The organism is Pseudomonas defluvii, from assembly GCF_001695625.1.
Classification (GTDB): domain Bacteria; phylum Pseudomonadota; class Gammaproteobacteria; order Pseudomonadales; family Pseudomonadaceae; genus Aquipseudomonas; species Aquipseudomonas defluvii.
In genome coordinates this window covers 1-13,514 of record NZ_MBPN01000024.1, presented here as the reverse complement: position 1 = coordinate 13,514, position 13,514 = coordinate 1, and the positions used below count along the sequence as shown (strand labels likewise).

The following is a 13,514-nucleotide window of genomic DNA, read 5'->3' as shown; positions in this document are numbered from 1 at the left end:
TCCCTTTGTCGTCAATGATCCGGACATTCTAGCGCCGGGCCCGCCGAAAAGGTTGATTCTGCTCATGAGCCAAGCTCCCCTCGTCCTGGTGGACGGTTCTTCCTACCTGTACCGCGCCTTCCATGCGCTGCCGCCACTGACCACCTCCAAGGGCCTGCCAACCGGTGCGGTCAAGGGCGTGCTGAACATGCTGAAGAGCCTGCGCAAGCAGTATCCAGGCAGCCTGTTTGCAGTTGTTTTCGATGCAAAAGGCGGCACGTTCCGCGACGAAATGTTCGCCGAGTACAAGGCCAATCGGCCCAGTATGCCGGATGACTTGCGGGTGCAGATCGAACCGCTGCATGCCAGCGTGCGTGCACTGGGGTATCCGCTGCTTTGTGTGGAGGGCGTCGAGGCCGATGACGTGATTGGCACCCTGGCCCGCAGCAGTGCGGCTGCCGGACGCCCGGTGATCATCTCCACAGGCGACAAGGACATGGCGCAACTGGTCGATGGCCACATTACGCTGGTCAACACCATGACCGGTAGTGTGCTGGGCGTGGCTGGCGTGAAGGAGAAATTCGGCGTCGGTCCCGAACACATCATCGACTTCCTGGCTCTTATGGGTGACAAGGTCGATAACATTCCTGGCGTTCCAGGGGTGGGCGAGAAAACCGCGCTGGGCCTGCTGACCGGCGTTGGTGGCGGTCTGCGCGATCTCTACGACAACCTCGACAAGGTACCCAGCCTGGCTATCCGTGGGGCCAAGACCCTGCCGGCCAAGCTTGAGGAGCATCGCGATGCCGCGTTCCTCTCGTATGAACTGGCGACGATCAAGCTCGACGTCCCTCTGGATATCGAGGTTGATGCACTGGTGTGTGGTGAACCCGACCGCGAAGCCTTGCTGGCGCTGTACACCGAGTTGGAGTTCAAGAGCTGGGTCGAGGAGCTTCAGCGTGAGGCCAAGCGTGAAGGCGTGGCGGTTGCCGAGGTGGCAGAGCAGCCAGCGGTCGAAGTGAAGTATGAGACCATCCTTGACCAGGCGCGCTTTGACGTCTGGCTGGAAAAACTGAAGAAGGCCACGCTGATTGCTTTCGACACCGAGACCACAGGTCTTGATGCTCAGCAGGCGCAAATTGTCGGTGTGTCGTTTGCTGTGGAGCCCTTTGAGGCGGCCTATGTGCCGTTGACTCACTCCTACATGGGCGTGCCCGAGCAACTTGATCGAGACGCCGTGCTGTTGGCGCTCAAGCCGATCCTGGAAGACCCGAATACGCTGAAAGTCGGCCAAAACGCCAAATATGACATGAATATTCTGGCCAATTGCGCGATTGGCGGTGATCAGGCAAACGGTATCGCGCTGCGTGGTGTGGCCTTCGACACCATGCTGGAGTCCTACGTGCTGGATTCCACCGCGACCCGTCATGACATGGACAGCCTGGCGCTCAAGTACCTGGACTACACCACTATTTCCTTTGAGGACATTGCCGGGAAAGGTGCCAAGCAACTGACCTTCGACCAGATTTCGCTTGAAACGGCCGGTCCCTACGCGGCCGAAGATGCCGATGTGACGTTGCGTCTGCATCAGGCATTGCAGGCACGCTTGGCCAAGACACCGAGCGTGCTGCCGGTGTTGAACGAGATCGAGATGCCGCTGGTGCCGGTGCTGGCGAAGATCGAGCGTCAGGGTGCACTGGTCGATGCCAAGCTGCTCGGTGCCCAGAGCCTGGAGCTGGGTGAGAAACTGGTCGCGCTGGAGCGTGAAGCCTTTGCGATCGCGGGTGAAGAGTTCAACCTGGGTTCGCCCAAGCAGTTGGGGGTGATTCTGTACGAAAAGCTCGGCCTGCCGATCCTCAGCAAGACCGCCAAGGGCCAGGCTTCCACGGCTGAGGCCGTGCTGGCGGAACTGGCCGAACAGGACTACCCGCTGCCCAAGGTGCTGATGCAGTACCGCTCGCTGAGCAAGTTGAAAAGCACCTACACCGACCGTCTGCCCGAGCAGATCAACCCGCGCACCGGGCGTATCCATACCTCGTATCATCAGGCCGTGGCGGCCACCGGTCGTTTGTCCTCAAGTGATCCAAACCTGCAGAACATTCCGATTCGCACCCCAGAGGGGCGGCGTATTCGCCAGGCGTTTGTTGCTGCACCCGGTTACCGTCTGTTGGCTGCGGACTATTCGCAGATCGAGTTGCGCATCATGGCTCATCTGGCCAAGGACGAAGGCCTGTTGCATGCGTTCCGGCACAACCTGGACGTTCACCGGGCTACGGCCTCCGAGGTCTTCGGCGTTGCCTTGGAAGACGTTACAAGCGACCAGCGGCGCAGTGCCAAGGCGATCAACTTCGGTTTGATCTACGGTATGAGCGCTTTCGGTCTGGCCAAGCAGATTGGTGTCGATCGCAAGCAGTCCCAGGCCTATATCGACCGCTATTTCTCACAGTACCCAGGCGTGCTGGCGTACATGGAGCGCACGCGTGCTCAGGCTGCCGAGCAAGGGTTTGTCGAAACCCTGTTCGGTCGCCGCCTGTACCTGCCGGACATCAATGCAAAGAACCCGGCACTGCGCAAAGGCGCGGAGCGCACGGCGATCAACGCACCAATGCAGGGTACTGCAGCCGACATCATCAAGCGGGCCATGGTAGCGGTAGACAACTGGCTGAACGATTCCGGGCTGGATGCTCGGGTGATCCTGCAGGTTCACGATGAATTGGTGCTGGAAGTACGTGAAGACCTGGTCGAACAGGTGCGTGAACAGATCCGTCCGTACATGAGCAGCGCCGCGCAGTTGGATGTTCCGCTGCTGGTGGAGGTAGGTGTGGGCTCGAATTGGGATGAAGCGCACTAAATAGCCCTGAAAAAGCTGCGGCATATCGTCGCGGCTTTTTGGCTGGTTACACGCCGTTAGTCGTGGAGATTCTATGTGCTATCGCAAATAGTTTCTAAACGCCCGGAACTAATTGGGTGAACCACGACTCAGAGTAACTGAATGGGTGGTGAAGCCCTTCGATGCTCCTATGTTGTGTTAAGTGTTGGCAGATATCTGGACCCCGCCCTAGCGGTCCGGAACTTGAACCCCGAACTTCCCCCTCCCCATACGAAGTCCGGGGTTTTTTTTGCCTTGCGTTTGGCGCCTGGCCCTTATTCTGCGGGCTTGTCGGCCAACTCCATCCAGTTCGCCAGAACGCCGTAGGCTTCTTCCAGCCCTTGGCGCTTAGGGGCGGAGAACAGCTGAATGGTCACCCCTTCGCCCCAGCCCTTGCGGATTTCCGCTTGCACCTTGAGCAGGGTGTTTTTTGCCGCGCCATAGGTGAGTTTGTCGGCTTTGGTCAGAAGAATATGCATCGGCATGTTACTGGCCACTGACCAGTCGAGCATCATCTGGTCGAAGTCGGTCATGGGGTGACGCACATCCATCATCAGAATCACGCCCCGCAGGCTTTCGCGGCTGCCCAGGTAGGCCTCCAGGTGGCGCTGCCAGTGCTGTTTGAGCGGGATCGGGACCTTTGCATAGCCATAGCCTGGCAGGTCGACCAAACGCCGTTCTTCGTCCAGACTGAAAAAATTGAGTAACTGGGTGCGACCGGGTGTTTTCGAGGTGCGTGCCAGGCTGGCGTGGGTCAGCGTGTTTAGGGCGCTGGACTTGCCGGCGTTGGAGCGCCCGGCAAAGGCCACTTCATAGCCCTGGTCGTCTGGGCACTGGTCGACTTTGGCGGCGCTGAGCGCAAATTTGGCCTGTTGGCAGAGGCCGAGAATGGGGTTTTTTACGTGCATGGGGTATCCGCTTGGGGGCTTGTCCGAGGCAGGCTCGGCAAGGGGTGTCGTTTCCGTTTCGATAACGGGAGTATATAATGCCGCAGATTTTGTGTGCGCTTTATCCCAGCGTAGGATGAGGTTCACGGGGGGACCCGATTCAAGCTTGCGCGTTAGAACGCAGTGCAGGCCCCCAGCCCTGAAAGGTCGTTCGCATGACGAAATGGCTGTTGGTTACCGTTGTCTTGGTACCGTTTTTCAGCGCTCAGGCTACACAGGATCCCGAGGCGTTGTACAACCGCGCATGCGCGGCGTGTCATGCCGGTCAGCTGCCACAGGCACCGAAACCAGGTGATCGTGCAGCCTGGGAACCGAGACTGGCGCAGGGTATGGAGACGTTGGTGGTGCATGTCACCCAGGGTTTCAAGGCTATGCCGCCGCGTGGATTGTGCATGGACTGCAGTGCCGAAGACTACCGGGCGATCATTCAGTGGATGATCCGATAGTATCGATACATAACTCTTTCACCCTTAGCCGTAGTTGGATTAGCTGATGAACAAACTACTCGTGAGTCTGCTGTTGACCTTGGGCGTCACCGGCGCTGCAAATGCCGCTGGCAATCTTGTTGGCGATGCCGCTGCCGGTCAGGGCAAAACTGCTGTATGTGGCGCTTGTCACGGTCCAGACGGTAACAGCATGGCGCCGAACTTCCCGAAACTGGCTGGCCAGGGTGAGAAATACCTGGAGAAACAGCTGCATGATATCAAGTCGGGTAAGCGCACCGTGCTGGAAATGACCGGTCTGCTGACCAACCTGAGTGATCAGGACATGGCAGATATCGCGGCCTACTTCGCTAGCCAGAAAGGCAGTGTCGGCGCCGCCGATCCAAAACTGGTCGCGGCCGGTGAAGCCCTGTTCCGCGGTGGCAACCTTGAAAAAGGCATGCCAGCCTGCACCGGTTGCCACTCGCCTAATGGCGCTGGCCTGGCTGCTGCCGGTTTCCCGCACCTGGGTGGCCAGCATGCGCAGTACGTCGCCAAGCAATTGACCGACTTCCGTGAAGGCAACCGTACCAACGACGGCGACGCGATGACCATGCGTTCCATCGCTGCCAAGCTGAGCAACAAGGACATCGAGGCAGTATCGAGCTACATTCAGGGTCTGCACTGATCCTTGCGGCGTAACGTTGTGCGGGGCTACATCTCTCGCAATGTTAACGTGCCGTTAATGCAGCTGCGAAAGCATGAAAAGGGTGGCTAGGGCCGCCCTTTTTTGTACCTGCTACCGTTACACTATCGAACTCAGGCCTGTGTCGATCTGTCTGAAGGCAGGTCGCGTTGTGGCGACTCATCACTGCTCAGGAGTAAAGCATGCGTAATCTGATTCTCAGCGCCGCGTTGGTCGCCGCCAGCGTCTTTGGCATGTCCGTCCAGGCCGCCGAGCCGCCTGCAGACGGTAAGTATGTCGAGCTGAACAATCCTGTGCCGGTTGCTGTGCCTGGCAAGATCGAGGTGGTGGAGCTGTTCTGGTACGGCTGCCCGCATTGCTACAGCTTTGAGCCGACCATCAACCCATGGGTCGAGAAGCTGCCAAAGGACGTCAACTTTGTGCGCGTACCTGCCATGTTTGGCGGCGCCTGGGATGCCCATGGCCAGATGTTCCTGACCCTGGAAGCCATGGGTGTCGAGGGTAAGGTGCACAGTGCTGTATTCAACGCGATCCAAGTGGAACACAAGCGTCTGACCAAGCCTGAGGAAATGGCCGACTTCCTAGCGACTCAGGGCGTCGACAAGGACAAGTTCCTGGCGACATTCAATTCCTTTGCGATCAAGGGCCAGGTTCAGAAAGCTCGCGATCTGGCCAAAAAATATGAAATCAGCGGTGTTCCGACCATGGTTGTCAACGGTAAGTACCGTTTTGACCTGGGCTCTGCCGGCGGTCCAGAGGAAACCATCAACGTGGCTGACCAGTTGATTGCCAAGGAGCGCGCCGCCCAGTAAGCGGCGATTGCCATGCGGCGTTGGAAAACTGAACGGTGTGTTGGCCTGCATGATCCGCAGGTCAACGAACACCATTTGCAGACCAGTAGCCTCCCGAAGGACGGTCGTCTGCGCCTGCTCAGTTTCAATATCCAGGTGGGGATCAGTACCGAGCGCTACCGCCACTATCTGACGCGTAGTTGGCAGCACCTTTTGCCTACCACCGGCCGTGCCGGTAACTTGCAGAAAATTGGTGACCTGCTCAGCGACTTTGATCTCGTCGCCCTGCAGGAGGCCGATGGTGGCAGCTTGCGTTCAGGTTTCGTCAATCAGGTCGAGTACCTGGCGCAACTGGGTGCCTTCCCTTACTGGTATCAACAGCTCAATCGCAACCTTGGCCGTTTCGCTCAGCACAGCAATGGCGTACTCAGTCGCTTGAAGCCGCAGTTGCTGGAAGACCATCCGCTGCCCGGTCCTTCGGGTCGTGGTGCGATTCTGGTGCGTTTTGGTGAAGGGGACGATGCGTTGGTAGTGGTGATGATGCATCTGGCGCTGGGTGCACGGACCCGTGCGCGTCAACTCGCCTACATTCGTGAACTGATTGGTGGTTATCGTCATCAGGTATTGATGGGCGACATGAATACCCATGCCAGCGACCTGCTGGAACACTCGCCATTGCGTGATCTCGGTTTGGTTGCCCCGCAGGTGCAAGCCACGTTCCCCAGTTGGCGACCGCAGCGTTGTCTTGATCATATCTTGCTCAGCCCCAGCCTCACGCTGGAGCGCTTCGAGGTGCTTGCCCAGCCCATTTCCGATCATCTTCCGGTCGCGGTTGAGATTCGTTTGCCTGATGCCCTTGCGATGGATACGCTTCCGGCCGTGAGCTAACTGCCCCTACTCCTTTGCGAAATCAGGCATGACCGAAGAAGCCCAGCGCTGGAAAGAGAAATACCTCAAGAGTATTGAGCAACAAGAAAAGCTCGAGCGCCGCTGGGAAGCTCGCCTTGACCTTCTGCGCCGGGGCTTGGTACGCAGCACATTGGCGGCCGAAGGCAGCGATCTGGCTGTTGATAAGTGCATGAAAGAGATGCGCGATGTCATCCGCACCGACAATATGGACGCTGCACTGGCAGGCTTGATTCCGCGGTTGGAAAAAGCCGTATTGGACTCCGAGCAGCGTCGGGAAACCCGAACGGCACAGATCGGCACAGCGTTGGCGGCATTAGTGGGCCAGTTGCAAGCGTTGCCGTTGCCGAGTGAGGTCACTCGGCCACTGAAAAAATTTGCCAAACAACTGGATGCTCGCGCGAGTCAGCCTCGTGAGATGCCTTTGCTGCTGGGCGAGCTGAGTAGCTTGCAAGGCCAGGCGATTGCTGCGCTGGACAAGCCAGAGGAAGCCGGCCGCCCAGGTTTTTTGCAACGGTTGTTCGGTAACCGCGAAGCGGCATCAGAGGCGCCCGCAGTACCGACAACGGTTGCCAGCACAGCCTCTAAGGCCGTTGAGGTTGAGTTCGAGGCCGCTGTTGTTGAATCAGCGCCTGTTGCATCGCCTGCCGAGGTTGATGCAGATGAGCTGCATCCGCTGCCTGAGCCCGTTGCCGAGGCGGCCAGCGAGGCGGTGACGTCCGTGCAGGTCGAACCCGCGGCCGCCGAGCCTGTGCAGGTGCCCTCTCCTCCAGTCGCTGCGCCGCTTGAGGCATTGGCAGCGGAGCCAGCATCTGAACCTGAGCGTCCTGAAGCACCGGAGACCGGGGCCGATGCTCCACCGCTCGCTGCCGATATCCCGGAGGATCAGGCCACGCCCGCCGAAGAGGCGTACGCACTGCCCGAAAACACCGAGCCTAGCTACAGTTCGGTCGCCAGTCATATTGAAGAGACCCTGCTGGGCTTGCTGGATGATCTGACGCTTCCCGAGCGGCACAAGGCCCAGGCGCAATCCATGCGCGAGCGCCTGCAGCATGGCCTGAACTGGTATGAGCTGTTGCCGGTCCTGGACGATCTGGTCGTGCTCATGCTGGCTATCACCAGCAGCGGCCAGCATGAGTTTGAAGCCTATCTGCAGCAGGTCAATGAACGCCTTGAGTCTTTCCAGAGTCATCTGCAGGAAGCCAGTGAAGGGCATGCCGATAGCCGGACAGCTGCCCGCGATCTGGATAGCCAGTTGCGTGAACAGGTTGATGGCCTGCAAAGCAGCGTGCAGGGGGCTGCGGATCTGGAAAGCCTCAAACACATTCTGGATAACCGACTGGAAGGATTGCTGGGAACGATTGACATACACCAGCAGCAGCGCGATCAGCGTGAACAGGAAATGGCCGAGCGGTTGCGTGGCTTGGCTGAACGGGTTACGCATATGGAGCAGGAAGCCCAAGGCTATCGGGAGCACCTGGAAGAGCAGAGGCAGAAGGCCTTGATCGACCCGCTGACCGGCCTGCCAAACCGTGCGGCCTGGTCCGAGCATCTGGAGCGTGAGATGCAGGCTTGGCAGGCACAGGGTGGTCACTTGTTGGTCGCGATCCTTGATCTGGACCATTTCAAAAGGATCAATGATAACTACGGGCATCTCGCTGGCGACAAGGTGCTAAAGATCGTTGCCAACGAACTGCGCAAGCGCTTGCGCGGGCGTGACTTTATCGCCCGGTTTGGTGGTGAAGAGTTTGTGTTGTTGATGCCGCAGAGCAATCTGCTCAGTGGATGCCAGCAGGCCGAAATCCTGCGGGCGGCGGTCGAGGCCTGCCCATTCCACTTCAAGGGCGAGCGGGTAACGATCACCCTCTCGATAGGCGTCACTGCGCTACGTGATGGAGAGCGCAGCGACATTGCTCTCAAGCGCGCCGACGAGGCGTTGTATCGCGCCAAGCACCAAGGCCGTAACCGCGTCGAACAAGGATGAGCACTATATAGTTATCACCGTTTGCGCCATCGCTAGAGAGGGTACGTTATGCTATTGCATTACTGATACCCATAGATGTGCCCTCTTGCCATGAAAGCCTTCTTCTGCGCCCTGCTGCTTCTGTCTCTGGCCGGTTGTGCAAACACCCTCCAGATTGACCGAAGCCACCCATCCGTCAACCAGGACAGTCGTATCCAGTTTGTTGTCCTGCACTACACCAACGCTTCGCTGGAGCGTTCACTGGCGTTGTTGACCCATGGTGAAGTCAGCAGCCACTACCTGATCGGTGATAAACCAGCGACCATCTACCAACTGGTAGACGAGAACCGCCGTGCCTGGCACGCCGGTGACAGTCAATGGCAGGGGCGTACCTGGCTCAACTCGAGCTCTATTGGCATTGAGATCGTAAACCCAGGTTTTACCGATACACCGTCTGGACGTGTCTGGCACCCCTACTCCGAGGCGCAAATACAGGCGCTGATCCTGTTGCTCAAGGACATCGTAAAACGCAATAACATCGACCCACGGCATATCATTGGGCATAGCGATATAGCGCCATCACGCAAACTCGACCCCGGCCCTCTGTTTCCCTGGAAGCGCCTGGCCGATGCCGGTGTTGGTGTATGGCCTGATGCCGCTGCCGTTGCACAGCAGCGTGCCCGTTTCGATGTGAGCCCGCCGAGTATTGCCTGGTACCAGCAGCAACTGGCACGTTTCGGCTATGCCATCGAGCAAACCGGGGTCAATGATGTCAGTACCCGGCACGTGTTGGCTGCCTTCCAGATGCGATTCCGCCCGCAACGTTTTGATGGCGTGCCCGATGCGCAGACGGCGGCAATCTTGCAGGTGCTCAACCGCTCCCGCTGATGGGCGCCGCCCAACGGGCAGGCTGATTCGTCAGGCAGTTGCTATACCTTGTGGTATTCAACGGGATATCGCCTGATGTCATCTGCCTTCGCCGCGTTGCGCAGCTTTTTCCTTCGCCCCTGGCTACTGGCCGCTCTCGCGGCCTCGGCCAGTGCGATCCTGTTGCTGAGTGCCAGCCTTGGTGTGGCCATGCACCAGATTCAGCAAAGTGAAAGCGAGCAGATGAATGCGAAGGGGGAGCGCTTTCTGGAGCGGCTGGAGCAGATCTTCAGTCAGCTGCGTGAAGGTGTGGATCATCTTCAGGCTCAACCGCTGCGAGGGTGCACTCCGCAGATGTTGGCAGCCTTGCAGCAGGTTGGCTTCAACAATCGCTTTGTCTTTGAAGCCGCCTATATAGATGGAGACACCCGCTGCTCCAACCGCTTGGGCGAGCACAGCACAGAGCCTGTACGGCCCCCGGACATTCAGGGGCCGACCTACAGCTATTGGTTGAACACCAGTGCCGAACCGAACGATAACCTGGCGGCATTGATGCTGGGGCGTGGGCATTTCCGTATCTCGACTTCTCGTGGGCACCTGAGCGATGTTGTTGATCTGCCACCAGGCGGCAGCCTGTTGGTGGTGCTCGACAACGGCATGCGCGCAGTACCCGTGTTGGGGCCGGCGCAGGCATGGCCACCCTCCTCTGATGGGGCACTCGACGTTGCAAACGCCATGCTGGAGTTGCCCGATCATCTGGTCTATCGGATGCCGACCAAGTCTCCGGACTATCAACTGGTGCTGATTACCCCCAAAACCAGCCTGCCGCTGAAAATGAATGGCGTCATCTGGTTGTTGTTCCCAGGTAGCCTGCTGCTGGCCTGGTGCATCGGCTGGTTGGTACTGCAGCTGGTACGTCAACGTCAATCAATGAGTTCGGAGCTGCAGGGGGCGTTGCGGCGAGGTGAGTTGCAGGTGCTCTATCAGCCAATTCTCGAACTCAACAGCCGACGATGCGTGGGGGCCGAGGCGCTGGTACGGTGGCGCCATCCCGATGGCACGTTGACCAGTCCGGACTTATTCATTCCTTTGGCGGAAAACACCGGCCAAATTCGCCAGATCACCGACTTTGTGTTGCAGCGCGTGCTGGAGCAGTTGGGGCAGTTGTTGCGCGCCAACCCTCAGTTGTACATCTCGATTAACCTGGCAGCGTGCGATGTGATGGTGCCACGCATTGGTCGTGTGGCTGCTCGTTTACTGGCACTGCACCGCGTCGCGGCCAGCCAGATCGCTTTCGAGGTGACTGAGCGCGGGCTGATTGATGTGGTAGTCGCACGGGATAACCTGCAAGCACTGCGCTCGGTTGGTCACCAAGTGTTGATCGATGATTTTGGCACGGGCTACTGCAGCCTGGCCTACCTGCAGACACTGCCGGTCGACTGCCTGAAGATCGACAAGGCGTTCATCGATGCTCTGGGCCACGATGCCGCCAGTAGCGGGGTTGCGCCGCATATCATTCGCATGGCGCATGCCTTGCAGTTGCGGGTTATCGCCGAAGGTATCGAGTATGAGGATCAGGCGCTGTTGCTGAACAGCGAGGGTGTGAACTACGGACAGGGTTGGCTGTTTGCGCACCCCCTCAGCGCCAGGCAATTTGCCGAGTTGGTGACCCGAGGTCGGCGCAGGGGGCCGCGACGGATCGATGATGAGGCCTGAACCTCCTCCAATATACGACGGAGAATCATCATGTTGAGTTGGGCTATTACTTTCCTGATTATCGCCATTGTCGCTGCTGTACTGGGCTTCGGTGGTATCGCGGGTGCAGCGACCGGCATCGCCAAGATCCTCTTCATCATTTTCCTTGTGCTGTTCGCTGTGTCCCTGTTTTTCGGTCGACGTGGATGACGAAGCCAGTCAGGCGCTCTGTTTAGGGTTCTGTACGTTTCAGTGTTGGCCCGGGTACTGAGTGGATATCCGAAATGCCTGTAGAGGTAATGGGCATCACTTCGGCTTTTTTGGGTTGTTTCCTACAGCGGATGTCGAAGTGTGTGTCTTGTTGACCGTACATCGATATTTTTTTAGCTGACCCCTCCGACAAATTTGGGGCGTTTCACGCATTCGGATTGTCGAACAACGGCATTCATCACCCAAGCGGATATGGCTGAATTGGCCTAAATATGGCGCTTTGGCCATCTTCGGAATTCCGAACGCCTCTATTTCAACCCTTTCAGACGTTCGTTTTTAGCCTTAATCATCATGCCGATTCGGCATAGGGCAATCGTTTACGGCATTAGACGTTACCCTCTCGCGTCGGAATAGTTGCGCCTTTTTTCGCTGACCCGAGCGTTCTTTCGCTCGCCTGCGGTGACCTTCTACGGCGCTATTGCCTGCTGCGATCAATCGACTCTTGAAGGCTTTCAATAGCTCTAGGTCGGGGTTTTCAGCGCAATGCCCGTGACCACTTGAAGAAAGGGTAACGACATGAAGAAGGCAAAACTAAGCCTCGCTTGGCAGATCCTCATCGGTTTGATTCTCGGGATTGCAATCGGTGCAGTGCTGAATCATTTCAGTGCAGAAAAGGCATGGTGGATCAGTAACGTTCTTCAGCCAGCCGGTGACATCTTCATTCGCCTGATCAAGATGATTGTTATCCCGATCGTGATCTCTTCACTGGTCGTGGGTATCGCCGGGGTTGGCGATGCGAAAAAACTGGGCAGTATTGGCCTGAAAACCATCATCTACTTCGAGGTGGTCACCACCATCGCGATCGTGGTCGGCCTGCTGTTGGCCAACCTGTTCCACCCAGGCGCCGGCATCGACATGAGCACGCTGGGTACGGTGGATATCTCCAAGTACCAGGCAACCGCTGCTGAAGTGCAGCATGAGCACGCGTTCATCGAGACGATCCTCAACCTGATTCCGTCGAACATTTTCGCAGCGCTGATGCGCGGTGAAATGCTGCCGATCATTTTCTTCTCCGTGCTCTTCGGTCTGGGCCTTTCGAGCTTGCAGGCGGATATCCGTGATCCGTTGGTGAAAACCTTCCAGGGCGTGTCCGAAGCCATGTTCAAGGTCACTCACATGATCATGAACTACGCGCCAATCGGTGTGTTTGCGCTGATCGCGGTCACTGTTGCCAACTTCGGCTTTGCTTCGCTGCTGCCGCTGGCCAAGCTGGTACTGCTGGTTTACTTCGCGATTGCCTTCTTCGGCTTCATGGTGCTGGGCCTGATCGCTCGTTTGTTCGGCTTTTCGATCCTGAAGCTGATGCGCATTTTCAAGGATGAGCTGGTTCTGGCTTACTCCACTGCCAGCTCTGAAACGGTATTGCCGCGCGTAATCGAGAAGATGGAAGCCTACGGTGCACCGAAGGCCATCTGCAGCTTCGTCGTCCCGACTGGCTACTCGTTCAACCTCGACGGTTCGACCTTGTACCAGAGCATTGCTGCGATTTTCATCGCTCAGCTCTACGGCATCGACCTTTCGATCAGCCAGCAACTGCTGCTGGTACTGACCTTGATGGTCACCTCCAAAGGTATTGCTGGCGTTCCGGGCGTATCTTTCGTGGTACTGCTGGCCACCTTGGGCAGTGTCGGTATTCCGCTGGAAGGCTTGGCTTTCATCGCCGGTGTAGACCGCATCATGGACATGGCCCGTACCGCGCTGAACGTGATCGGCAACGCTCTGGCGGTACTGGTTATCGCTCGCTGGGAAGGCATGTACGACGATGCCAAAGGCCAGCGCTACTGGAACTCGCTGCCGCACTGGCGCAGCAAGGAAGCAGTACCTGTCGGCAAAGTGGCGACCAAGTAAGTCGCTGCATGATCTGATTAAAAGCCCCGACGTGTCGGGGCTTTTGCTTTTCTGGCGTGCCCCCAGCCTGGCCCGCTATCATTCGGCCCACTGTGTGGGGGAATAACTGATGCTCAACGGCCTCTGGCTTGGATTTTTCGTGGTCGCTGCCGTGTCGGCGCTGGCGCAATGGTTAGTGGGCGGCAACGCCGGGATCTTTGCCCTTTGGCGTCAAGCTGTATGGCGTTGCCAGCCAGGCGCGTGAGCAGGCACCG

General features: G+C 58.1%; 11 protein-coding genes and 1 pseudogene. 11 read left to right on the top strand and 1 reads right to left on the bottom strand.

Going from position 1 to position 13,514, the window contains the following annotated elements; all coding sequences use genetic code 11:
• Window positions 1-64: 64 nt before the first annotated feature.
• A complete protein-coding gene (gene polA, locus EKA13_RS09060) occupies window positions 65-2,827 on the top strand; it encodes a DNA polymerase I (RefSeq protein ID WP_065759061.1) in 2,763 nt (920 codons plus the stop codon).
• 293 nt (window positions 2,828-3,120) lie between these two features.
• Here the strand turns inward: polA and yihA are convergent, their stop codons facing one another.
• On the bottom strand, window positions 3,121-3,753 hold the full coding sequence (gene yihA / locus EKA13_RS09055; protein ID WP_065759060.1) for a ribosome biogenesis GTP-binding protein YihA/YsxC: 633 nt from the start codon (window positions 3,751-3,753) through the stop codon (window positions 3,121-3,123).
• Between the two features lie 194 nt (window positions 3,754-3,947).
• Between yihA and EKA13_RS09050 the strand changes: the two genes are divergently transcribed.
• The 10 genes and pseudogenes from EKA13_RS09050 to EKA13_RS28315 form a co-directional block, all read left to right on the top strand.
• Window positions 3,948-4,238 carry a c-type cytochrome gene (locus EKA13_RS09050; protein WP_065759059.1) on the top strand — a complete coding sequence of 97 codons (291 nt, stop codon included), beginning with the start codon at window positions 3,948-3,950 and terminating at the stop codon, window positions 4,236-4,238.
• 46 nt (window positions 4,239-4,284) lie between these two features.
• Window positions 4,285-4,902, top strand: a complete 618-nt coding sequence (locus EKA13_RS09045) for a c-type cytochrome (RefSeq protein WP_065759058.1) — start codon at window positions 4,285-4,287, stop codon at window positions 4,900-4,902.
• 200 nt (window positions 4,903-5,102) lie between these two features.
• Complete coding sequence (dsbA, locus tag EKA13_RS09040) at window positions 5,103-5,732, top strand: thiol:disulfide interchange protein DsbA (RefSeq protein ID WP_065759057.1); 630 nt, start codon at window positions 5,103-5,105, stop codon at window positions 5,730-5,732.
• A 12-nt stretch (window positions 5,733-5,744) separates the two neighbouring features.
• Complete coding sequence (locus EKA13_RS09035) at window positions 5,745-6,599, top strand: endonuclease/exonuclease/phosphatase family protein (RefSeq protein WP_065759056.1); 855 nt, start codon at window positions 5,745-5,747, stop codon at window positions 6,597-6,599.
• A gap of 28 nt (window positions 6,600-6,627) precedes the next feature.
• Window positions 6,628-8,601 (top strand): GGDEF domain-containing protein, encoded by a 1,974-nt coding sequence (locus EKA13_RS09030; protein WP_065759055.1) that lies wholly within the window; start codon window positions 6,628-6,630, stop codon window positions 8,599-8,601.
• A gap of 90 nt (window positions 8,602-8,691) precedes the next feature.
• A complete protein-coding gene (locus EKA13_RS09025; protein ID WP_065759054.1) occupies window positions 8,692-9,468 on the top strand; it encodes an N-acetylmuramoyl-L-alanine amidase in 777 nt (258 codons plus the stop codon).
• Window positions 9,469-9,543: 75 nt separating this feature from the next.
• Window positions 9,544-11,163, top strand: coding sequence for an EAL domain-containing protein (locus EKA13_RS09020; RefSeq protein WP_065759053.1), 1,620 nt, complete (start codon window positions 9,544-9,546; stop codon window positions 11,161-11,163).
• A gap of 30 nt (window positions 11,164-11,193) precedes the next feature.
• A complete protein-coding gene (locus tag EKA13_RS09015) occupies window positions 11,194-11,352 on the top strand; it encodes a DUF1328 domain-containing protein (protein WP_065759052.1) in 159 nt (52 codons plus the stop codon).
• A 576-nt stretch (window positions 11,353-11,928) separates the two neighbouring features.
• Entirely contained in the window at window positions 11,929-13,260 is a 1,332-nt protein-coding gene (gene gltP / locus EKA13_RS09010; RefSeq protein ID WP_065759051.1) for a glutamate/aspartate:proton symporter GltP, read from the top strand.
• Window positions 13,261-13,369: 109 nt separating this feature from the next.
• A pseudogene (locus EKA13_RS28315) lies at window positions 13,370-13,462 on the top strand (hypothetical protein); the annotation flags it as partial.
• Between the last annotated feature and the right edge of the window lie 52 nt (window positions 13,463-13,514).